This is a genomic window from Myroides sp. TSA_177.3 (assembly GCF_052691955.1).
The window spans coordinates 1-22,468 of sequence record NZ_JBQZGD010000015.1; the positions used below are offsets into that span (position 1 = coordinate 1).

Sequence of the window (22,468 nt, forward strand, 5' to 3'; positions counted from 1 at the left end):
TAAAATTATCATATTCTCAGTTAGCAAATCTAAAGGACATACTGAGTGGTTACTGGGGGTGAATACAATACTCGTTACGCTGCACCGCAGCTCCGCACAGTACCCATCCAGTATTGCGTCAGCGCAGGATGCGACCCTTCGTTCCTCAGGGGGACATACTGAGTGGTTACTGGGGGTGAATACAATACTCGTTACGCTGCACCGCAGCTCCGCACAGTACCCATCCAGCATTGCGTCAGCGCAGGATGCGACCCTTCGTTCCTCAGGGGGACATACTGAGTGGTTACTGGGGGTGAATACAATACTCGTTACGCTGCACCTCTCACCACCTTATCATCTCATCGGGAATTATCCAGTTATTTGGCAAATTGCCATTTGCCACTACGGGATTTTACATCACACCAATCTCACCACCTCACCACCTCACCCTCTCACCCCCTCACCCTCTCACCCCCTCACAAAAAACAAAAACCCCATATGACGAACATACAGGGTTTTTCTTCTTTTTCACAGACTTACGTTTTATATGGGGCCTAACAATCAAACCTTAACCCGATTGAGAAGGATTATTCTTGATTATCAACCACCTATACTGTTTTAGTAAAAAAAGAGAAGCCTATCGCAGAAATACCTGTTTAGTACTTCTCTTTCCGTAAGTTTAGTATATTGAACTAAAACAGAATTATATTATTCCTCCTTCCAATTTCGAATTACATCTTCAATTTCTTCTCGAGTTTTTCCGCTTTTCTCTTGCATCTTTCCTACTATTTCATCAAATTTTCCTTCAGCGAAAACTTTATCGTTATCAAACCATTCGCCGTATTTTTGTTTAACGGCTCCTTTTACTCTTTTCCATTTTCCTTCTAATTCTAACTTATTCATAGGTATCGTTTTTATGGTTATTATTTAATTTATACGGTGAACTGTATTGTCCACTTAAACATTTAGTCTTCATCGGTTGCACATTCATCTAAACATGCCCCTTGGCTAAATACTGTTTTCTTTAAAACTACGGCTAATACAGCTAGGCCTGCAGCCGCACAACAAAGGATTTTTCCATACTTGTAAATTTCATCTTTTTTCATAGGTTCTCTTTTTTAAATTGATTTATAAAAATTGATCAAGCAACATTTTACAATTTATTTTTCCTTTTGTTTTATGCTATTCGTTGGGATGAGTTGGTCTATTATACGTTCCTTTTCGTTCCTTGAACAAGGCGTACAACTACCATGATTAAGGCTACTAACAACAAAATATGTATCAGTTCTCCAATTACTTGCCCAAAGGCAAAATAACCAACTCCCCATCCTAGCAGTAGAAGAATAACAATGATCCAAAAAATATCTCTCATTTTTTTTGATTTTATTATTTTTACTCTATCTATTTAGTCATCCTATTTTCTAGTGATAACTTCTTTTTCTTTGGTAAGAAAAAATTTCGTTCTAGTTGAATATACTCGTTATTTCGTATTTATTTTCTGTTTAAAATAGAACAGTGTATCGCGATACTGTACGTTTTGTTTTTCTTAAAAAAGAAATCGCTTTCTTACTTAAATAAATACAAAAAGCGTACTATATCGAGATTATTTACAAAAAATAACTAAAAAAATAAAGCTAAAAGTTAACGTAAAGCAAGTGAGCCCCTTCGTTCGCTCCCCCTTGTAAATAATCTAAAGATTAAAGGCATTAAATCACAAAAAAACAAATAATGTAGAAAAAAACGGGGATATCATACACTAAATGTATACAATATCCCCGTTAAGTGTAATATAAAACAAAAATAAGATGTATTTCGTATTGGGATGTTGTTTATACCCAAACGCTAAGAAGAATTCCTTAAGAAACTTCGTTTATTTTCTTTTGGTTTGCAGCGTGTTTAGCGGCAATATAACCGAACACCAATCCCTGTCCAATTGTTGCTCCAGCACCAGGATATACTGGGCCAAAAACATTAGCTGCCGTATTTCCAATAGCATAGAGTCCTTCGATTTTCTCGTGATTCTCTACAAGTACTTCTGCATGTTCATTCGTCAATACTCCACCACACGTACCCAAATCAGACAAGACAATTTTTACCGCATATAATTTTCCTTTGAGCGGGCGCAAACAAGGATTCGGCTTTACTGTTGGATCCCCATAATATTGGTCATACTTACTTTCACCTCGTTTAAAATCTGCATCTACCCCACTATTGGCTAGTGTATTAAATCGTTGAAAAGTTTGATCAAATACACTTGGTGCAACCTTTATTTTTTTCGCTAGTTCATGAGCATTAGGTGCTGAAAAAGCAATTTTTGCGTCATACCAAGCCTTTGGAATAGGCATCATCGGAAAAACAGAACCTGCCAATAGATATTGGTTGCGGTACTTTTGATCAAAAATTAACCACATTTCACCAACTGGGTGTTTTTCTTGTTCCAGTTGTAGTACCTTTTGTCCGAAAGACATATAATCAACGGATTCATTAATAAATCGTTCTCCTGCTGCATTAATCATAAAACTACCAGGAAGTGAACGCTCTGCCAAAAGTACTTGAGGGCCTTCTTCCGCTGTAACTGGAGCAACTGCTGGAAACCACCACGATTCTTTCATATTGCCCAGTGAAGCTCCCATCTCTTTTGCTAGGACAATCGCATCACCCGTATTTCCTTCCGCCCCAAAACTCAAGTTATTTCCCAAAGTAGGCGATTGATACTGTTGACGCATCAACATATTATGATCAAATCCACCAGCTGCTAAAACAACCCCATAGCGCGTTTTAATCTCTACCTCTTTTCCTTGCTGCACTACCGTAACACCTGTCACTTTACCCTCATCTACATGAATGGCTGTAAGTGCTGTATTTGTATATACTGGAATTCCCGCTCGCAATACCCCATCAAACATCCCTGCAGCAATAGCCTGACCACCAGCAACGTATTTCTTTCCTAAAAGCAATCCTCCAACTCCTTGAACTAACCGTTTTAAAATAATCGGAAAAGCTTTCCATGGTTTTTTCAGCATCAGGTTAATCCATTTGTAATCATAGCCTGTTACTGGCATAGGCAGAGGCGCTTCCATTTTACCTAAGCGAAAGCGTTCTTTCTCTTTGCCTAGTCGATTTAAATCAAACGGCCTGGATTCACAAGTACGCCCACTAGCCGATCCTCCTGCTACTTCAGGATGATAATCGGAATAGCCCTTTGCCCAGAAAAAATGTAAGGCAGTTTGTCGATACAGCATAGCTATCGTGGCATTTCCTTTATTGAGAAAGGCCTCCCATCGCTCTTTGGGATATTGTTTAGTAAGCAATGCCTCTAAATATTGTTGTCCCGCTTTTATATCATCCTTTGATCCATCTACCTGCAATACTTGGTTACCTGGAATCCAAAACGCCCCACCGGATAACGCAGTTGATCCTCCCACATAAGGCGTTTTTTCAATGACAAGGGTTGATAGTTCATTTTCATGTGCAGCTAGTGCAGCCGCTAAACCTGTTCCTGATCCAACAACGAGTAAGTCTATCGTTTGCTGTTCTATTAATTTGCCTGTTGTTGCTTTTGTATTTTTCATCTGTTTAGAGTTAAATATTAGAGATAATCCTTTTCAATCTACAAGACAAACCGAATTGCTTTCTATGCTTTACCTATTTATTACCCTCAACTAGTTGAACAAAGGAAGATGAACAATCAAAATAGGCTGTGCATGGAGCAGAAAGACGAGTTACTGTTTTATATCTGTAGTATATGAGTACTCTCCCTTATCAAACCTTCAACTAAAACCCTAAGATACAACATTTTATTTATATGTTACACAATGTAACACTTAAATACTTATCTTTGAAAGATGAAAACGAATCAAAGCCAACAGATGAAAGAGCAGCCAACAGCAAGAAAAGATGCCCAACAAAACAAACAAACGTTGATACAAACTGCGCTAGAACTTTTTAAAACACAGGGGCCTGAAGTATCTTTAACGGATATTGCCAAAGCGGCCCAAGTATCGAGAATGACTTGTTATCGCAATTTCCCTGATAAACAAGCTCTCATTGCAGCGGTATTCCAACATAATTTAGATCAACTGGCGAGTTATGCCCAACAGCTGAAAGATGAAGACCAAGCTTTTTTTAAATTACTTCATGCCGTAGTAGAGCTACAAATGGATTATAGTCTTTTGCTTCCACACATGAAAGAAGAACAAAACCGAGAAGCTTCTCAATTCTTATTTTCCATTTTCAGCGATTCGGTTACACAAGCGAAAGCGGCTAATCAATTGCGTCCTGATTTTACACTAGAAGAAGATTTAATTCTCGTATTGATGATGATGGGAGGTGCGATTGCTGCGTTTACAGCGACGCAAGATAAGCAACAAGCGCAACGTGCCTTGAGTTTACTTGTACAAGGATTGCAATACTAGCTCCCCTAAAAGAATCTAACACTCACAAAAGAAGAAATTCCTATCTTTGGTGCAACTTTCAATTCAACTTATGGAGCCGATTCAACTTATTCCCTACACCCCAAATGATTTTGCTATCTTTTATTCTTTAGTAAAAGAGGACCGCGTAATGCAATATGTATCTGGTCAAGGGCTGACTGAAAAACAAGCACAAGAAAAATTTGCTTCTATTCTTGAAGTAAATGCACAAAGTCCGATGTTGGGTTACTTTAAAATATACGATGCCACTGGCGCGTATTTGGGGGATGGTAAAATGGAGTGGAACAAACGCGATCGCACACAATTGGAAATTGGTTATATCCTTAAGGAGTCGTACTGGGGCAAAGGGTATGGAACCCAAATTTGCTCCGAGCTTTTAGCCCTTGCAGCACGCACCAATCCAACTACTTCTATCATTGGAATCATCGATCCAGCGAATATAGCATCACGAAAACTGCTTGAAAAGTTTGGATTTAAAAGCTATTTTATTGGTATTGAAGATGGATTACCTACAGAAAAATTGATTTTAGAAAAAGGAGTTTGATTTTTTATTCTTTTCATTTTCAATTGCTCTTTCATAAAAAGGAGCAATTTCCAAGACTATTTTCTCTCCATTACGAAACACTTGTATTACCGAATCTCCTTTTACTTTACTAATAGAATCTCCTACTTGTAACTTCCCCCAGAAATAACCATTAATACCTTTTATTTCAGTCTGATTAGTGAAAATTAAAATTGAGTTATTATGGTCTGAATTATCAATTTTTTTCTCTTTTATAACTCCAGATAATTCCTTAGTTATCATTCCAGAATAACCTTTATTCAAATAAAACACTATGTCTTTTTTATACACGTTAAAATAGAGAAGTAGAGCTATTCCAACTAAAAAAACAACCATAAACCAAATACTTCCTTCTTCTTTTTTATTTTTTGTCATATTATTCTTACTCATTTAAAAACCAAGTTTTCGTTGAGCTTATCCTTACTCTACCCTTTATTTTTATCTATTAATTCTTCTTTTTTATGATTACATCAACCGTTTCTCGTTTATCATATACTTCAACAGATTCATTTCCTTTCAGATGCTCATTCAAAACTACATAAACCTCTACGAAAGCTCCTTTATCGAAAGAAACGCTGTACAATCCCTTAGTATCGGTTTGTACAACTCTAGTCTCACTTGCGGAATAACTTTCATCAGGACTATTATCATACTTCCAACAAACAACAGTAACATCAGCCCCAGGGATTGGTTTTTTATTTTCGGCCTCATATACTATTCCTTCTATGGTCAGGTCTTGTATATCTCTATGGCAGGAGCAAAGAAAAACCATTACGATGACTAGTATATAATTTCTCATGACTTTATTTTTATGGTGTATATGTCCTATTTATCAACTCTTTTTTTCTAAAATCAAACAACACTCCTGAGATAAAAAACAACAGCTTATTTGATTGAAAAATAGCCAATTAACTTATGTCGTTTTAAGGAGCAGTTCCTATAAAAAATGCTCGTAGATATATGCATCCTCAACTTGTCCTTTCTCCACTAGAATTTTAAAGATCATAATCAAACTTTCTAATTTATGAGCATCTCCAGAAGCATAAAAAACATGATGTTCTATTTTATACCCTAACCAGTTTTTTTCGGATAATTCAAATAACTTCCATTCTTTATTTGCTAGAGTAACATCTACAGCTACTACATCAATTTTGATATTCCACCCTGGGTTATCAATAGTTTCAATTGTTATTCCATAATCATGCTCCCAATCTCCATCACAATTTGAACTATACCAGTTCTGTAACCATTGTATCATATTTTTATAATTATTTAGAAAAAAGTTTATTTAGCCCCAGTTCAACTGACGCTCCAAGGTTTTTTTCGAATATAAGATATCCTCATAACATTTGCTAGTAATAGAACTTAGTATAAAATCATTAGTTATTTAGCAGATACAGTTGGGGCCTACTTCTTAATCTGAACTAGCAAATAAGCATTGCAAAGCCCTTACAACCGAATCGAAGTAATTTGATTCGTGGATTTTGTATTTCTATTTAGGTGCGACTATGCTATTTATATTCGCTGGAGGGGGTGGTCCATCACTGTGAATAAAATTAACGAATATAGGTTTCTTCTCTTTACATGCTTCTAGCAATTCAATCAACCTAGTTACTAATTCTAGAACTTGATGGTCAAAAAAGGAAAATTCCGTTATCCTATCATTTTCCCTTAAAGTAACAAAAACTTCGACATAATCTCGGAAACCTGCCTCATCATTCTCTTCATTTATTTCATTTTTTATGTGTTGAATGACAGTAAAAATCTCTTTCGCTCTTTCTTTCGTGATTCTGATTTTATTAAACTCTCTTGTATCTCTAGTTCTATTTATATCCTTATACAATAACATGGTCGGGTCGGAATCAATATAATAAGTAAATATTGTATCTCTAACTTCATAACTAAGATCAATACTCCAATTCTGAGCCGATAATGTATTACTTTGTATTAAAACAAATAGAATAAATAATATTTTTTTCATCACCTTTTATTTACTTGACGGTCTATAAGTCATGCTTTTTTTGTTTTATCAGCTCTTTTTTTCTAAAATCAAAACAACACTCCTGAGATAAAAAATAACAGCTTATTTGATTGAAAAATAGCCAATTAACTTATGTCGTTTTAAGGAGCAGTTCCTATAAAAAATGCTCATAGATATATGCATCCTCAACTTGTCCTTTCTCCACTAGCATTTTAAAAATATGAATCAAAGCTTCTAATTTAGTTGGATCTCCTGATGTTGTAAATTTATTATTTTCAACAGCATATCCTATCCAATTTTCTTCGGACAATTCAAATAGATTCCATTTTTTTACTGCCACTTTAGATGACAAATTAAAAACCTCAATTTCTAAAAGCCAACCGGGATTATCAAGGGATTGTATTTTTATAACATTTTCATGTTCCCATTCTCCATCACAATGTGAACTATACCAGTCTTGTAACCACTGTATCATATTTGATATAATTATTTATTATTACCCCTAGGCAAAGGCGGAGGAAGCACAATATGGCTTTCTAATATTACCGCTACCTTTTTATCCTTTACGATACTTTCAAACAGTAAAACTATATTCATAAAATCATCATTACATTGCTCAATAACGCAATAAGGTAACTCTATTGTTTTTTCTATTTGCTCTTCTCGTAATAAAATTTTCGAATTAATTCCATCCTTATTATTATCATTTGAGCAATCCCAATCAATATTTTTCTTCTGTAATGATAAAATAGCCTTATGTATTTTTAATGTTTCCTCCTTGTCATAATCATACTTTTCCAATTGTACATTACAATCTACATCCCTGATCATTCTTATTCCTTCTCCCCTAGAATTAACATAGTATGAATCTACTGTATATTTTTTTTCAATACTAAACTCAATGGACCAATCTTTCGTTTTATTTTTATTGGATACACAGCTTCCAAAAACAAAAGAAATTAACCCTACTATTAGTATATTTTTTATTCTCATCATTTCAATTTACACTTCTAATCTAAAATAGTAAAAAAAAGCAATTAATTCTTGCATAAAAAGGCGACTTCTAACTCTCTACACAGCATCTCTATTAATCTCGTGATCTTTTCATTTATCGTCATATTTACCCCTAAAAACAGATTCAATAACTGTAGCAGATAAGACTAGGGCATAATACTATACCACCATTTCTTTTTCTCCCATCTAACATTCAATTTATCTAAAACTTGCTCTTCTAACTCTTGCTTAAATTGTTTATTTTCACTTCTACTTAAATCTCTTAACAAAAAATAACTTCGTGCATTAATTGTCCTTTTATTTAAAAATCGAGGTCCTTCTCCTACAGCTATCAATGCTAAAGTTGTAGTATACTCATCAATCCTTTTTATGTAACACAACAACACTGTTTTTCTATCTTTTAATGAAAAATATGCGTAATACATCGTTCCTTTTTTCTGATCACTTAATCCTCCAAATGAGGAGTTATCTAGCGGTACTTGTAATGAAAGTTCCTTTTGTTTCAATTTCTGTACTTCATTGATTACTTTATCTTCCGAAAGATTTAAAATGTACTGTTCTGCATAGGGGTAACTTCCCACCATAGACAAAGAATACAAAAAATTAAGCATAAAAATAATAACTAAGAAACCAAGCAATATTGTTAAAAACTGAACTATTCTCTTCATAAAAACGATCTAAAATTAGACATCCCTAAATACATCTATTAACCTACAAAGGTCCAAACTGCTAAAATTACTCTTCTATCCATTAAAAGCCTACTTGTACCAGTAATTCCTAATTAGAGCCTTTTTTTAATAAAAAACAACAATCTAGAAGAAAATATCATCATACAAATAGTTGCTAAGAGAAAAGATAGTATAGCGCTTCTTATTAAAAATCCACTTACATCATTCTTAAATAAAAAGCTCAAGCTGCTTGACTCAAAAAAACATAATATGACTCCCTTGATGTGCCAATCCAAATGGATAGTAATTCGTTTCTTCAATGATCTCGCCAACAATTTGATTGAGAAAGTTGGAAGAAGATGTCTGTTTAAATTAAAAACTAGATTTCATTTCTGAAATAATCTATTATCATTATCAACACCAAAATAGAAGTTCCAATTGCAAAAATTAGAATCTTAAGATCATAACCAAAAAACAAAAGTTTCAAAGATTTCTCTCTTTTCTTTTTGGATTCTCTTCTTCGTTCATAAAAATAATAACCCCAGCAAAGGACTGAGACTACTGAATATGCTAGTATATTTTTCATACCTATTGCTTATAAGGTCATTTTTATCATCAACAGTGTTTGAAACACATTGCCTACTCTTTATTAAACTGTGATTCGGAAGAAGATTGGCAGGCATAAAACACAAAGCCCAACAACAAAAGTTTGAAGAAACGGATTGCAATTGTATCTTCTCTCTTATTGATGATTTTATAGCTAAAAGAAAAATTCAATCGATTTTTTAAAACAAATTAAATATAAAAATCATCCATTAATTACACTTCAATTCCTTACATTTTACAACTTGCATATCATAAACAGAGTTTTTAATTTCTATCACATACTTTCCTTTTTCTTTACAAAAAATCGCTCTATACATTTCTTTATCTAGATTATAAATTTTAATAATTGTATAGGACGTATTATCAATCCAACCTACACTAAAATCAATAGTATATTCATATTTATCAACTCCCTGCCAATAATTAAATTTTAAAACAACATCATCTCCTTTAAGCAAATCTTTTGAAACAATTAAAGGGTTTCCCAACATATATGAATGAGTATAAAAAAGTTCATCTTTTTTATAGAAATCAAAATCTATATTTTGAGTAACAATCGTATCATCCACCAATAAGATAATATTACTACTATAATTATTTTGGGACAAACATGTTGTTCCAAGTAAAACTATAAATGCTAAACTTAGCATCACCTTATCTCTTAAGTACTCCATTACTATAATTAGAAAGTATATTATTAATTGCCCTAGAATCTATTTTCATAATTTCTCTTCCTGTAGAATTATAAAACATTCCACTCTTTTTATTGTAATCATTAGGGGGCTTATGTCCTGGAGTATTCCCAATCCGTCTCTATTCTTCAAATTTCTTGATTAAAACTAGAAGAAAATATAAGAACAAACGCTTTACGATTTGATGAATACATACTTTGTAGGGTATTGCCTTATACTTTTAAAAGTAACTCTTTAATTTTATTATCAAAAAAATAATCCCTCCAATCAATAACGCATAGTTGCTAAAATAAAAGGAATTGAAGTATACTACTGAAAATACCTCTCTCTATAAACCAGATTCCTTCTTTGATTCAAAAACAAATTTGGATATTTTACTATTATATTTAAAAACATATTTAATAGTTGCATTATAAATAAACTCTTTGTTACTATCATCATAAAAGACCATATCATAAATACCGACATCAAACACTAAAAATTGCCCATCTATCTCTGGGCTAGATAAACGATAAAAAATAGATTTAGGGTGATTTTTATTAACTACAGGTAAGTTAAATTGTATTTTATCATTGATTAGCTCTATTTCATAATCAAAACATGTATTATTACAATCACAAAAACCACAGGTAAAGTATAATATCTCTTGTTTTGAGATAAACCCTTCTTTTACTGATGCTTCATAACAATCATTAATTATATAGGTATATAAATCACTCATTGTTTGTCCTCTCATTTCAGTAATTGTCATGAGTATGATTAGGAATATAGTCAAAATGCTATTTTTTTTCATAACTAGTCAATTATTAAAATGTTTAAATGTTCTTGCTTCTCTTTTTTTGCTAAAGCCCTCTCTGAAGGCAATTTATAAAAAACGTCCCCCTATACTTTGTTGCAATATCCATATTTTTTACTAAATTCATATGAGATACTTGGATTAAAACCCATTTTTATTTATTATAAAATACTAAGCAACATCTTCAATATAATAGTATCTCAAAGCAAAAAAAATCATCCATTTTTCCAAACACAGTACCTCTTTCTTCATTATTAACAATAAAATCACCTTTCAACTTTAATGAAAATAAATTATTACTAGTCTTAACGGTTATGTAATACTTTTCATCATCAATAGTTGTTATTAAATAATAAAGCCTCTTATTCTTTTGAAAGGATATCCAATGTTTCAAATTTTGTTGTACTATTTTCATAAACTTAAAACTACACCAAGGATGTAATCTACATTTAACTAAAACTTCCTTATTTGAATCAAGTATTCTTAACGTAGAATATATAAAATAATCATTCCTTACTAACCTAAAAACCTCCTTATCCTCACAATAAAAAACACCATCCTTTAAATAATAAACCATCCTATTTATTCTTTTTAATCAAACCAATTTTTATTCTCAAATCAAGCCCAATAAGAGATTTTAAAAATAAACAAAGCCATTCACTCAACGAGTGGCTTTGCTTACTATATTTCCTTCCCAGTCAGTTACATTTGGTTTATGCAACTCGTGCCAACGTTTTACAAAATCATTTATATTTCCCATATCTGATTTTATCAACTTTTTTAGTTTGGCAAGTGCTGCTTCATAGCCTGATTCAGTATAATAGCTACCTATTTTATGTTCAGGTAAAAACATCATATAAAACAAAGGGGGGCCTTTATATCAGTTATGAAAATTTTGTCTCAATTTTTCAATAAATTCTTCATTTTTAGAAGTGATTTCCCAAAATGAAGAATCAATTAATTCGATAATATAATCACAATTTTCTTCCTTTTTATCTTCAATATTTTCTTTATCACCTACCAATACTAAATCATAAATTTGGACTATTTTCTTATTTAAATCTATTAATTCATCATAACTCACTTTCAAACCTTTTTTTACTTCAGCTTCAAAAGCTAACATATCGAATCCTTTAACTGATACTCCTTCAATCCAGACAATTTTCCAATTAAGCTCTTTAGCGGTATTGATAAAACACAAAATATCTCCTAAATTTATTGATAGAATATCTTCGTTTGAATCTCCAAATAATAGTATTTTACTCATATTTTAATGGGGTTGGTTTATTAAATATTATTTTCAATACAAATCCCTTTAATATTTTTTGCAAAATATGGAATTCTATCAATTCTATCTCCTTTTTTCCAAAATACAGTATTTTTGACCCTTACCACAAAACTATTTATATTAATAGTTGGTCGATTAATCAAACTAATTTCATAACATTTATCCTTTTCTATTTCTACATGACAATCCCCAACATTATCATATTTTTCTGATACGACCAAAATCGTATCTCTTTTTTCAAAAAGACAACTAATCAGATACGCTTCTTTAAAGTCTTGTATATTAATGACTCTCATAAGTTTTATTTTTTCATTCGAAAAACAGTAACTTACTGAAAAACATATAATAAATAAATAAAATATTTTTATTTTCATCTTTTTAAATTATTAATTAAAATTTCAGGATTTTTCTTCTTTGAGCCTTCTATATACGGTTTTTTACTTATATACAATCCTTTGGGGGCTAAAATTACATTAGGTTTCTTAAATTTTTTATCAAGACTCATTGCATCATTATGTGCTTTTTGACTTGGATTAACTATCTGCATTGTTTATACTATCCCTGATTCATCTACCTCACTTCCTTCACATGAACTTACTACAATCCATCGACCTGATGAATTATAATGACTATCAGTAGCATTTACATTAACTTGAACAGTTGTTGAATGAATTGCTTCAAGTAATTTTTTATCCGATTTCGATTTAGCTTTAGTATCTTCTGTTCCAACTTTACCATACGCATCCATAGTTAAGTTTAACTTTGTTGATGCTTGTAATCATGCAAAAGCTTCTTGCTTCTTTTCACCTTTATAATTACTTCTTCCCCTATCATTCCTGTTGGATCAGTAAACATAATCGGACCCTTGATGTGCCAATCCAAATGGATAGTAATTCGTTTCTTCAATGATCCGATTAGAAGAATATATTTCATTGTCAGTTATTCTATATTACCTACGTCAAAACCATCATAATAGTTAATATTGTTTTCTTCTACTAATTTATAAAATAACCTATTTAAGTTATTTAATGAATCAATTGTATGATGTTCAATTTTGGAAACTTGAAGATAATACTCTATATCATCTTCCTGATTGATTTTTTCAGCTTTAAATATACAATCAAATTCATATCCAAGTTGTTCAAGTTTAACCCCGAATTCTTGTAATTTTTTCTCGTTTTCATCCAAAAAAAAATAACTCCATAATAGTTTTTCGTCTATATTAAAATCGCTTCCTTCTTTTAAATCTTTAAAAAAATCAATAATTGTTTCTTTACTTATCATACTCATATTTTTTATTCCCTAATATTTGGTTTTGGTTATGCTTGACCTACAGGTATAGTTTGTGTTTGAACAAAATGGATATCTACTTCTGTTTGTTCCCAATTTAAGATTTTACCTCTATCTTATACGCCTTTAACTTTAACTTCTGCACTAAATTTATCTACTCCTTGTTTATTTAGCTTATTCACTTGACTATTTGCTCTTCTTGAAGTACCATTTGCATTTAATTTTCCACTACTAACACCAACTTTATGCCTCACATTCTTAGTATCATTCTTAATCTCATAACCATGTTTTTCCTTTGTCCTTGATTTCGATTTACCATAAACGGACTCAGAACTATCGCTCTGTATATTATTAACAGTATTTGCACCTATAATAGTTCCTAAAGCAACTTCTGCAACTCCTTTAGCCACTAACTCAAGCTATATAGCTTGGCGTTTTTTACATATAAAAGCCCTGCAAATTGCAGGGCTTTATCTCTTTATTTTTTGCTTAAAGCCAGAAGACTTTTGGTAGTGAGGTATTTCAGTCTTTGATATAAAACTCTTGTAAACTCCAATAATCTTCACCATCATTTCCACCAATTCTAATTTGACTAACGGGTTTATTCTATTACAAAAGTGAAAAGTTATATCTGTCCTAGAACTTTTAAATAATAAGAAATTCACAGTTTACCCCTATTTTATCAGCTTCTTTTAAAAATTTCGTCGCTAAATCTAAACAATCAACTTCAATAATTACTTTCTTATCATCCAAAAGAATATCAACATTATTTTTAGATTCACTTAAAGATTTTCCAAGAATATCCATTTGAAGTTTTGTTAAAGAAATTTTCTCTAGTCCTTCTCGCCAACCATTTAATATTATTCTTATCATATTTATTTTACCTTAATTGTTATAGGTGAAAGAACAATTCCTTTATATTTACCTGTTGTTCGTTTCCCTCCTTGAATAATTACTTCATTGGCATTATACTATTGTCCTAAATCTTTAGCAATATCCCTTTATTAATACTTAAATCGGAGGTACTAAAGCCTTCAAAGCGTGTAGTAGATAAAAATAAAACCCTACTATTTTTACACTGTAAGGTTTGTTTTATAAATAGAGATATGAAACTTACCCGTTGTAAAAAAGTATTAATCTTTCTTTTTTAACTGCCTCAATTGAGCCATCGTTAAATTATCTTTTACCTCTCCTTTAATCATTATTTTATAGTCATCAGGCTCTCCACATCTCCAATTTACTTCAATAATAGTATCTTGCTTATGAAAAGAAAACGTCAATTCTCCCTTTCTTTTTATGATAGTATCCCCAATCTCTAATAATCCTTTATAGTTATTTATCCATCGCGTTTCATCTTTGCAATTGCACTTTCTTCCTGTCACTAAGTGGATTCCTTCTGAATTCATATTATACGCACTTGTTGACGGCTTTTTTTCTAGAATTTGTAAGCATTCTACCGCCAAAGCGTGTTTCTTATCTATTTCACAATCGCCTTCTGCACAAGAAGATAATGACAACAATAACACGATAATTCCAACTCTTTTTAAAAGTCTCATTTAAACCAATTTTTAATTATTTTTATTTAGAATGGCTAATTTTATTTGCAAAAAATCTATAACAGCATGTACTTCATGACCTATTATCTCATTTTGATTTAAAAGTAAAAATGTATACTCGTTTTATATGCTATGGCTAGTTCAAACATTTTGATCAAATCTCTTAAATCAGCCTTACTCTTTTTCAATTCATTTAAGATTTCGTTTATAACAGCAAAATCTGTTATATGCTCATCTTCAAATTCATCAATCGTACAAGATGCAATTTTATCAATCATAGAAAAAATGCCCTCGTTCCATAAAGTATTAAATTCTGAATCGGTTAATTCCATTTCAACAAGCTGTTCTTTTTTAGCAATATTATAATCTAAATCATAGGCTGCTTGTTGATCTATAGGCACTGATATTGTTTTTGACATATTAATCTACTGTATTAAATATACTATCCTTTTTGATCTTTCAATAGAAATCATCATGGAATGATTAAAGGTATAAACCCAACTAAAGATAATGAATTAATCTACACCCAAGCAATTCCAATAATCTCCTTGAAATTATGTTTCTTTTTTAGTTCCTGATTCATTACTTTTCATAAAAGATGTATTTACTAGCACTATTTTACGCTCAAAACAAAAAAACAGAAATACACTTCACTTTAAAGCGTATTTCTGTTTTACAAAAGTGAATCACCACCAAATCATCCCTTGTCCCCTTTAAAATAAGGCAATACCTCTTGAGCCAATTCCGCCAGTGTTTCACCGATATCACGTTTACCAAACTGTATTCCTAAAGCAGCGTGATTCACCCCAATTTCCTCCCACTGATGAAGTAAATCCAGTAAACCATAACGCCCCGTTTTCAGGACAAATCCTCCCCTAAGTGGCGTTCGTGGAAAATGCGGATCTTCATCCAATTCAATCCATTCATTGGTCATATGCGGTTTGAATTCCCCCTGAGGGATTAGATTTCTAAATGCCGCTATTTTTTGTTTTAATCCCAATGTATCCTCCTTTGTTGTTGTAGGTCCGGGGTATGTGATCCAACCATCAGCGTGAGTAGCAATCCAATCTAAAGATTGTTGACTCGCCCCTGTGACTAACATCGGAACCCCATGGTGTATAGGTTTAGGCACCACATTTAAATCCTGCATTTGCGTTAAACTCGAATTCATTTTAGGTGTATCGATGCGATGTAAGGTCTGTAGATCTTGGAAAACCTCGCGAAACAATTCCCCTCTGCGCTCAAAAGACTTCCCAAAAGCAGGAAACTCAGCATAACGATCGCCAGACCCTACCCCCAAAAGCAATCGACCATTGGCCAATTGATCAATCGAAGCGGTTGCTTTAGCCAAAGCAATAGGATGCTGTAAAGGCAAAACAATACTCGCTGTACCTAAAGCAACCTGCTCCGTTTGTCCTGCGAGATACGCCAAGTATGTCAAAGGATCATACACCTGCCCTACGTCTCTGAAATTCGGATCATAGACGGGAATATCCCTCACCCACAGCGCGCCAAACCCACTGCGGTCAATTTGTTGGATGTACTTTAAGTGTTGATGTAAGGGCTCCGTATAAGATTCATAAACCCGTAACGGTAAGAAAATACCCAAGGTCAGTTTTCCTGGGCGAAACACGCGATTAAAAACCGAATGTGTAGTAAAAGAAGTATTCATATTAATAGATATTTAGATATCGAGAATTATAGATATAATAGAATATAACAATAGCGCGCTTAGCTGACATTATCGAGCCAATGCTTTACAACGTATGTTGAATATAATGCGCCAATTCGGCTATCTTCTCTTCATTGCGTTTGTAATACGTCCATTGACCATTGCGGACAGATACCAGCAATCCAATAGTAACAAGCGAAGTCAAGTAGGCTGATGTTGTAGATTGAGACAGTCCTACCTTTTTTTGAATGACACTCATACACACCCCAAATTCATGAACTTCAGGTTCAATGTCTTCCAATTCAAAAAAATCATGAGGCGATTTAAGCCACTTCAGTATTTGAACGCGATGTTCATTCGATAAAGCTTTAAAGAGTTCGGTCATTTCTATATATCGAGAATTTACGATGCAAAGAAAGTAAAAAATCCCAACATAGTATAGATAAAATGTTTATTTTGTTTTCAACAAGAACACAAACACTCATTACACACTGAATACCAATAATATAAATAAAAAAAGACCTCCTTATATGGAGGTCTTTCCGTTTTACTTATTTTTTAAAGAAGCCATATCAATTACAAATCGATATTTCACATCTCCTTTTAGCAAGCGTTCATACGCTTGGTTGATGTCTTGCATCTGAATCATTTCGATGTCTGAAGTGATGTTGTGTTTACCACAAAAATCTAACATCTCTTGCGTTTGTGCAATTCCCCCAATCAAAGATCCCGAGAAACTAATGCGATTGAGAATCAAGCTGAATGCAGATACTGGAAGTGGATGCTCTGGTGCACCTACCAACGTCAATCTTCCATCGCGTTTTAATAAATTAATATACGCATTGATATCGTGCTGAGCCGAAACACAATCCAAGATAAAGTGCAACGTATGAGCATTGGCTTTCATTTGCTCTTTATCCGTAGATAAAATAACATCATCCGCACCTAGACGTTTTGCATCCTCTACTTTAGAAAGAGACGTTGTAATAACAACAACTTCAGCACCCATCGCTTTGGCAATTTTTACCGCCATATGACCTAAACCACCAATACCAACAATTCCTACACGTTGCCCTGGCCCTACATTAGCATGACGCAACGGTGAAAAAGTAGTAATTCCAGCACAAAGTAAAGGAGCTGCTGCGGCTAAATCTAAATTTTCAGGCACGCGTAATACAAAGTCTTCATCCACCACTACAGCTTCAGAATAACCTCCAAAAGTTTGTTGGTTCAAGTGAACATCAGGACTGTTATAGGTTCCAATGTTTCCATTTTCACAATATTGTTCCAATCCCTCTTTACAGCTCTCACATGTACGGCAGCTATCAACCATACAACCTACACCCACTAAATCTCCTACTTTAAACTTAGTTACTCCTGTTCCTACTTGGGTTACACGTCCAACGATTTCATGTCCAGGTACATTAGGGTATTGGGTTCCGCCCCACTCATTGCGAGCGGTATGCAAATCAGAATGACATACACCACAGTATAAAATATCGATCGCCACGTCTTTTTCTGTCACAGCTCTACGATTAATCTCCATCTGTTTTAAAGCCGCATCTGGAGCTTCCGTTCCGTATGCTTTTACATTTTTTGTTTCCATTTTCACTTTTTTTTATTTCGATTTTATTGGTTTTATGCTGAGGTAAAAGTACCCATTAGATGCTATATTTCCGTTGCTCTACAGCTCAAAGTTCATTGCTCTACGGCTCAATTCACACCAATTTCAGAAGGTGGAATTCCATATTGTTTTTTAAAAGCAGTAGAAAAATGGGACGGATTTTTAAACCCAACTTCCCAATAGACATCCTGCACTTTAGCCTGCTCTTCTTTGAGCTTGATATAAGCTGTTTCTAAACGCTTTTTAATGATCCATTTCTGTGGGGTGAGCGTACTGACCTTTTTAAAATCCCTTTTAAAAGTCGCCAAACTACGTCCGGTATAAGTCGCCATTTGTTCAATCGTCAGATCATCCTTATAATGTTCATGTAAGAAATCGAGAATATCTATTTTCCACGGTTCTGTGAAATCAAAAAGCAGCGGATAAAATACCGTCGCATTATTGAGTAGCGCGTATATTCCCTCCAATAACTTAAGGTGAATAACTTCCTTACTGGGTTGTATATTTTGATCAAAATAAGGCGTGAGCGACTCAAATAAACTGGTAATATCTGGGCGTTGTTCAATAGCAAAGACATTTTTATCTGAAACTGATACCTTTTTAGGCAATTGTGTTTTGTCTAATTTACTGTAAAACTCGCGTAAAACATGGCGATTAAAGGTTAACGAAATCCCTTTATAATGTTCATTTCCAGCACTATTTTTATGCATCACCAACTGATGATTGCGTCGAATGAATACACATTGACCCGCTTTTACTCGCGTTCTCTTGTTTCTATCTTCAATAATCTGTTCTCCTGAATACACATAAACCAAAACATGTTCTGGCGTTGCATGAAAGCATTTCTCGCTAAAATCTGTATAACAGGAAAGAAAGATTCCTTCATAGTTTAATGTTTTTAGGGTATTCTGCGGCATAATTCATCCTTTTTTTAGTATGCTAAATATACGAAAAGGAAGAGGGTTTATCTTACTCTAAGGTTCATTTTTATTTTCTCAAACGTTCATTTTAGGACATAAAATTCCAAAATAAGTAAAAGAACGTTTTAAAACGACTTTACATCCACCCCCTGCTCCTAAAAAAAAGAGTATGATACACATACTCTTTTTCGACTTGACTTATAAATTAGTCCCCAGGTAAAACTTGAAAAGTGTTTTTATTGACAATGATTTGTTTCTTATTTCATCTCAAATGAAAACGAATATATTGAACGAATTATTCGGCTACATTCAGTTCAACAAAATTAGAAGTAGTTTCGTCATTTTCATTTTCCATTTTTTGAACAATTCATTCATTTTGTAATATATTGCACGCCCTAATCCTTAAATCTACACTGGTTATGTCTCTTGCTGTTACTCTTGATGATCTATACAAATTATATGAAGCTAATCATCCGCAACACGCAAAAGGGATGATCATCATGAATCAAGTATATCAGCCTCTAGAGGAGGGAGTAGATTATCGCCAACAATTTGATGGCCTTATTTTGAGTTTTATGACGCAGGGTCACATGGACGTTCGCATTCAGACAGAAAGCTATCGCATCGACAAAGGAGATATTGCCATTATTTTACCACAGGTGATTATTGAACCCTTAGCTGCAAGTACAGATGCAACCATGACTACCGTAGGACTTTCTTTGGATTTTCTAAGTAATTTTCCCGTTCTGCTTCAGTTGATTCACAACACTACCCTACGCAATCATCCCTTAATTCAATTAAACGAGGAAGACACCGCTGTTTTTAAAGAGTTACTGCACTTATTGCAAAATGTATATGTGAAAAATAATGCGTTCAAAACAACGGAAACCCTACATTACCTTACGCTTTCCCTAATTTCTTTTGTTCTTGAAGCTTATGCGCCTACGGATCAAACCAATCATACGCCGATTAGTCGATCTTCTGCGATTGTACACGAATTTTATCAGCTAGTATTGCATCAAGCGACACAGCATCGAAGTGCCAAATTCTATGCGGAACAACTGCATCTAACCCCTCAATATTTAACCACGTTACTCAAAGCAGAAACGGGTAAATCCATCTTAGAATGGGTTACCTTCTTTGTGATGATACAGGCGAAAACCTTATTAAATACAACCAACCTGTCCATCAAAGAGGTTAGCCACGAGTTGCATTTTACTGATACCAGTTTATTTTGTCGTTATTTTAAACGAAATACGGGCCTTTCCCCAGAAAATTATAGGATACAAACGGGATTACCCACAAATCTAGCTGCAAATAAAGTGCGTTAAACACTGCGTCTAATTCGACTCAACGAAGAGGACGTAATCCCCAAATAGGAGGCTAACATACTCAAAGGCACTCGGTTGACTAATCCTGGATAATGAGCTAAAAAAAGTAAGTAACGTTCTTTTGCTTCTAGATTCAACATCATATTGGCCGTCTTCAATTTGCTTTCGGTTGCAAAGGCATGTAGTTTAGCCATCAATAAGGGCCATACCGAGATTTTCTTTTCGAGCTGGCAAAAATCAGCATAATCAATGCTCCAAACACAAGCATCGGTAATTGCTTCTACATAATCATTCGCAGGAGCTTGAATAAAGAAATTGTGCAAATCGCCAACAAAACGCCCTTCATAAATGAAGTAACGCGTAAAATCATCCCCTTTTTTATTGTAGTATAATGAACGGAATACCCCCGATTCTACGAAGGCAATCGCATGGCTATTCTTACCACTTTCTACAAAATACTCCCCTTTCGCAATGCGTTTAAACGTAAATACGGCTTGTATGCGTTCGCGTTCCGCTGCTGTAAGTGTGGCAAATTTCTCGATATAGATTACTAGTTCTTCCATGTTCTTTTATTTCCCGTCACGATAAAGTTAACGAATCTCCTTTTTAATCTTCTTTTTAATCTTCTTTTTAATCTCCTTTCAACTTCAAAATTTCTTCTCTTTGAGGTCCTGTTGAAAGATAAGTGACAGGTACACCAACAGTTTGTGCAATAAAATTAAGATACGCTTTATACGCTAAAGGCACTTGATTTTCTGTTTTAATTTGAGTGAAATCACCCGTCCAGCCTTCAAAGGATTGATAGATGGCTTGTGTTGTTTTTTCATCTTGATGAACACGGAAGTACGCCTGTTTTTTTCCTTCCACTTCATAGTGGGTACAAACAGGAACTTCTTCCCTATCACTGAGAATATCGCCTTTTGTGACAATCAGTTGGGTAACGCCATTCACCATACAGGCATACTTTAATGCAGGTAAATCCAACCAGCCCACACGTCTTGGTCGTTTCGTATTGGAGCCAAATTCCCCTCCTTTAATGCGGAGTTGCTCTGCTTCTGCTCCCGTTAACTCTGTCGGAAAAATCCCTTCTCCAACACGGGTTGTATACGCTTTTGTTACGCCAAAAATCTCCCCTACTTTTTTAGGAGAAACCCCCAATCCAGTACAGGCACCTCCAGCAACTGTACTCGACGAAGTCACATACGGATACGTACCGTGATCGATATCCAACATCGTGGCCTGCGCTCCTTCTGCTAATACCTTTTTTCCTTCATTTAACGCTTGATTGACGTATAGCTCTGTATCGGTAATCAGTAGTGTTTTCAAGAATGCAATCCCATCCATATAAGCCGCTTCCATTTCCTTTAAAGGGGGCAAGTCGCACTGCAACTGTTCCAATTCTCGGTATTGTCGGGCGAGTATAGCCTGTAATTCACTGGTAAATTGTGCGCTATAAATATCACCCACACGCAAGTTTTGGCGGAGTATTTTCGCTGCATATGCAGGTGCAATTCCATTCTTTGTAGTACCTATCGTACGATAATCGGGATGGGCTTCATAAAACTGATCGAAATAAGCATAAGTAGGTAAAACCAAATGAGCTTTAGCCGAAAGCAACAACCGCTTAGGTAGAGCCAAAGTAGCATCCAAAGCCATCAACTGTTCTATTTCTTGTTGCAATTGGATTGGATTCACCACTACGCCTGTTCCAATTACATTCATCGTATTCGGATAAAAAACACCCGATGGAAGCAGTTTCAACGTTACTTTTTCTCCGTTGTAGTAAATGCTATGCCCCGCATTGGCTCCCCCATTAAAGCGAGCTACAATGTCATATTGGCTGCAAATGTGATCGATAAACTTACCTTTTCCTTCATCTCCCCATTGGAGTCCGACTAAAATATCCATACTCATGTTGTTCAAACGTTAAAGAATTAAACAACAAAAGTAGAGGGCCTCCTTTCAAAGGCAATTGCCATATGACAAAAAAGGTTTTCTATGGCAAATTATTTCATTTAAAAACTTGATAATCAATACATATCATTTATCTTCTTCT

General features: G+C 34.0%; 32 protein-coding genes. 3 read left to right on the top strand and 29 right to left on the bottom strand.

The window, feature by feature from the left end; genetic code table 11:
• Positions 1–687 precede the first annotated feature (687 nt).
• From ACUTSE_RS13160 to ACUTSE_RS13175, 4 genes are all read right to left on the bottom strand, one after another.
• The gene (locus ACUTSE_RS13160) at positions 688–882 is read right to left on the bottom strand and encodes a CsbD family protein (protein ID WP_002991971.1); all 195 of its coding nucleotides are present in this window, start codon (positions 880–882) and stop codon (positions 688–690) included.
• Between the two features lie 62 nt (positions 883–944).
• Complete coding sequence (locus ACUTSE_RS13165; RefSeq protein WP_002991970.1) at positions 945–1,085, bottom strand: hypothetical protein; 141 nt, start codon at positions 1,083–1,085, stop codon at positions 945–947.
• 101 nt (positions 1,086–1,186) lie between these two features.
• Complete coding sequence (locus tag ACUTSE_RS13170) at positions 1,187–1,351, bottom strand: lmo0937 family membrane protein (protein WP_445640555.1); 165 nt, start codon at positions 1,349–1,351, stop codon at positions 1,187–1,189.
• Between the two features lie 484 nt (positions 1,352–1,835).
• A complete protein-coding gene (locus tag ACUTSE_RS13175) occupies positions 1,836–3,551 on the bottom strand; it encodes a 3-ketosteroid-delta-1-dehydrogenase (RefSeq protein WP_445640556.1) in 1,716 nt (571 codons plus the stop codon).
• Positions 3,552–3,824: 273 nt separating this feature from the next.
• Here ACUTSE_RS13175 and ACUTSE_RS13180 point away from each other — a divergent pair, with 273 nt between their 5' ends.
• Together ACUTSE_RS13180 and ACUTSE_RS13185 are read left to right on the top strand one after the other, a co-directional pair.
• On the top strand, positions 3,825–4,394 hold the full coding sequence (locus ACUTSE_RS13180; protein ID WP_445640557.1) for a TetR/AcrR family transcriptional regulator: 570 nt from the start codon (positions 3,825–3,827) through the stop codon (positions 4,392–4,394).
• Between the two features lie 70 nt (positions 4,395–4,464).
• Positions 4,465–4,956, top strand: a complete 492-nt coding sequence (locus ACUTSE_RS13185; protein ID WP_445640558.1) for a GNAT family N-acetyltransferase — start codon at positions 4,465–4,467, stop codon at positions 4,954–4,956.
• On the opposite strand, the gene ACUTSE_RS13190 is transcribed toward ACUTSE_RS13185, so the two are convergent.
• From ACUTSE_RS13190 to ACUTSE_RS13300, 23 genes are all read right to left on the bottom strand, one after another.
• Positions 4,939–5,364, bottom strand: a complete 426-nt coding sequence (locus tag ACUTSE_RS13190; RefSeq protein ID WP_445640559.1) for a hypothetical protein — start codon at positions 5,362–5,364, stop codon at positions 4,939–4,941. The genes ACUTSE_RS13185 and ACUTSE_RS13190 overlap by 18 nt on opposite strands.
• 55 nt (positions 5,365–5,419) lie before the next feature.
• Positions 5,420–5,773, bottom strand: a complete 354-nt coding sequence (locus ACUTSE_RS13195; protein WP_445640560.1) for a hypothetical protein — start codon at positions 5,771–5,773, stop codon at positions 5,420–5,422.
• Between the two features lie 138 nt (positions 5,774–5,911).
• On the bottom strand, positions 5,912–6,232 hold the full coding sequence (locus tag ACUTSE_RS13200; protein ID WP_445640561.1) for an immunity 53 family protein: 321 nt from the start codon (positions 6,230–6,232) through the stop codon (positions 5,912–5,914).
• Between the two features lie 234 nt (positions 6,233–6,466).
• On the bottom strand, positions 6,467–6,955 hold the full coding sequence (locus ACUTSE_RS13205) for a hypothetical protein (protein ID WP_445640562.1): 489 nt from the start codon (positions 6,953–6,955) through the stop codon (positions 6,467–6,469).
• Between the two features lie 154 nt (positions 6,956–7,109).
• Complete coding sequence (locus ACUTSE_RS13210) at positions 7,110–7,430, bottom strand: immunity 53 family protein (RefSeq protein ID WP_445640563.1); 321 nt, start codon at positions 7,428–7,430, stop codon at positions 7,110–7,112.
• Between the two features lie 11 nt (positions 7,431–7,441).
• The gene (locus ACUTSE_RS13215) at positions 7,442–7,951 is read right to left on the bottom strand and encodes a hypothetical protein (protein WP_445640564.1); all 510 of its coding nucleotides are present in this window, start codon (positions 7,949–7,951) and stop codon (positions 7,442–7,444) included.
• Between the two features lie 164 nt (positions 7,952–8,115).
• Positions 8,116–8,637 carry a hypothetical protein gene (locus ACUTSE_RS13220; RefSeq protein WP_445640565.1) on the bottom strand — a complete coding sequence of 174 codons (522 nt, stop codon included), beginning with the start codon at positions 8,635–8,637 and terminating at the stop codon, positions 8,116–8,118.
• A gap of 815 nt (positions 8,638–9,452) precedes the next feature.
• On the bottom strand, positions 9,453–9,917 hold the full coding sequence (locus ACUTSE_RS13225; RefSeq protein WP_445640566.1) for a hypothetical protein: 465 nt from the start codon (positions 9,915–9,917) through the stop codon (positions 9,453–9,455).
• A 346-nt stretch (positions 9,918–10,263) separates the two neighbouring features.
• Positions 10,264–10,728, bottom strand: a complete 465-nt coding sequence (locus ACUTSE_RS13230; protein WP_445640567.1) for a hypothetical protein — start codon at positions 10,726–10,728, stop codon at positions 10,264–10,266.
• A gap of 883 nt (positions 10,729–11,611) precedes the next feature.
• Positions 11,612–11,998 carry a hypothetical protein gene (locus tag ACUTSE_RS13235; RefSeq protein WP_445640568.1) on the bottom strand — a complete coding sequence of 129 codons (387 nt, stop codon included), beginning with the start codon at positions 11,996–11,998 and terminating at the stop codon, positions 11,612–11,614.
• Between the two features lie 20 nt (positions 11,999–12,018).
• Entirely contained in the window at positions 12,019–12,393 is a 375-nt protein-coding gene (locus tag ACUTSE_RS13240) for a hypothetical protein (protein WP_445640569.1), read from the bottom strand.
• Positions 12,390–12,566: a hypothetical protein gene (locus ACUTSE_RS13245; protein ID WP_445640570.1), complete on the bottom strand. Its 177-nt coding sequence runs from the start codon at positions 12,564–12,566 to the stop codon at positions 12,390–12,392. The genes ACUTSE_RS13240 and ACUTSE_RS13245 overlap by 4 nt, the downstream gene beginning before the upstream one ends.
• Before the next feature lie 3 nt (positions 12,567–12,569).
• A complete protein-coding gene (locus ACUTSE_RS13250) occupies positions 12,570–12,767 on the bottom strand; it encodes a hypothetical protein (RefSeq protein WP_445640571.1) in 198 nt (65 codons plus the stop codon).
• Between the two features lie 8 nt (positions 12,768–12,775).
• Entirely contained in the window at positions 12,776–12,952 is a 177-nt protein-coding gene (locus ACUTSE_RS13255; protein ID WP_445640572.1) for a hypothetical protein, read from the bottom strand.
• A gap of 6 nt (positions 12,953–12,958) precedes the next feature.
• Positions 12,959–13,303, bottom strand: coding sequence for a ribonuclease E inhibitor RraB (locus ACUTSE_RS13260; protein WP_445640573.1), 345 nt, complete (start codon positions 13,301–13,303; stop codon positions 12,959–12,961).
• 122 nt (positions 13,304–13,425) lie between these two features.
• On the bottom strand, positions 13,426–13,719 hold the full coding sequence (locus ACUTSE_RS13265) for a hypothetical protein (protein ID WP_445640574.1): 294 nt from the start codon (positions 13,717–13,719) through the stop codon (positions 13,426–13,428).
• A gap of 235 nt (positions 13,720–13,954) precedes the next feature.
• Positions 13,955–14,182, bottom strand: coding sequence for a hypothetical protein (locus ACUTSE_RS13270; protein ID WP_445640575.1), 228 nt, complete (start codon positions 14,180–14,182; stop codon positions 13,955–13,957).
• Between the two features lie 260 nt (positions 14,183–14,442).
• Positions 14,443–14,865: a hypothetical protein gene (locus ACUTSE_RS13275; RefSeq protein ID WP_445640576.1), complete on the bottom strand. Its 423-nt coding sequence runs from the start codon at positions 14,863–14,865 to the stop codon at positions 14,443–14,445.
• Positions 14,866–14,963: 98 nt separating this feature from the next.
• Positions 14,964–15,284, bottom strand: a complete 321-nt coding sequence (locus tag ACUTSE_RS13280) for a hypothetical protein (protein ID WP_445640577.1) — start codon at positions 15,282–15,284, stop codon at positions 14,964–14,966.
• A 278-nt stretch (positions 15,285–15,562) separates the two neighbouring features.
• Positions 15,563–16,537, bottom strand: a complete 975-nt coding sequence (locus tag ACUTSE_RS13285; RefSeq protein ID WP_445640578.1) for an LLM class oxidoreductase — start codon at positions 16,535–16,537, stop codon at positions 15,563–15,565.
• A gap of 85 nt (positions 16,538–16,622) precedes the next feature.
• Entirely contained in the window at positions 16,623–16,922 is a 300-nt protein-coding gene (locus ACUTSE_RS13290; RefSeq protein ID WP_002991961.1) for an ArsR/SmtB family transcription factor, read from the bottom strand.
• A gap of 162 nt (positions 16,923–17,084) precedes the next feature.
• Positions 17,085–18,143, bottom strand: a complete 1,059-nt coding sequence (locus ACUTSE_RS13295) for an NAD(P)-dependent alcohol dehydrogenase (RefSeq protein ID WP_002991959.1) — start codon at positions 18,141–18,143, stop codon at positions 17,085–17,087.
• 107 nt (positions 18,144–18,250) lie between these two features.
• On the bottom strand, positions 18,251–19,078 hold the full coding sequence (locus tag ACUTSE_RS13300; protein ID WP_445640579.1) for an AraC family transcriptional regulator: 828 nt from the start codon (positions 19,076–19,078) through the stop codon (positions 18,251–18,253).
• Positions 19,079–19,500: 422 nt separating this feature from the next.
• Between ACUTSE_RS13300 and ACUTSE_RS13305 the strand changes: the two genes are divergently transcribed.
• Positions 19,501–20,412, top strand: a complete 912-nt coding sequence (locus ACUTSE_RS13305; RefSeq protein WP_445640580.1) for a helix-turn-helix domain-containing protein — start codon at positions 19,501–19,503, stop codon at positions 20,410–20,412.
• Here the strand turns inward: ACUTSE_RS13305 and ACUTSE_RS13310 are convergent.
• Together ACUTSE_RS13310 and ACUTSE_RS13315 are read right to left on the bottom strand one after the other, a co-directional pair.
• Positions 20,409–20,975 (bottom strand): Crp/Fnr family transcriptional regulator, encoded by a 567-nt coding sequence (locus ACUTSE_RS13310; protein ID WP_445640581.1) that lies wholly within the window; start codon positions 20,973–20,975, stop codon positions 20,409–20,411. The two genes, ACUTSE_RS13305 and ACUTSE_RS13310, sit on opposite strands and share 4 nt — an antisense overlap.
• Positions 20,976–21,042: 67 nt before the next feature.
• Positions 21,043–22,320 (bottom strand): adenylosuccinate synthase, encoded by a 1,278-nt coding sequence (locus tag ACUTSE_RS13315; RefSeq protein WP_445640582.1) that lies wholly within the window; start codon positions 22,318–22,320, stop codon positions 21,043–21,045.
• Positions 22,321–22,468: the final 148 nt, after the last annotated feature.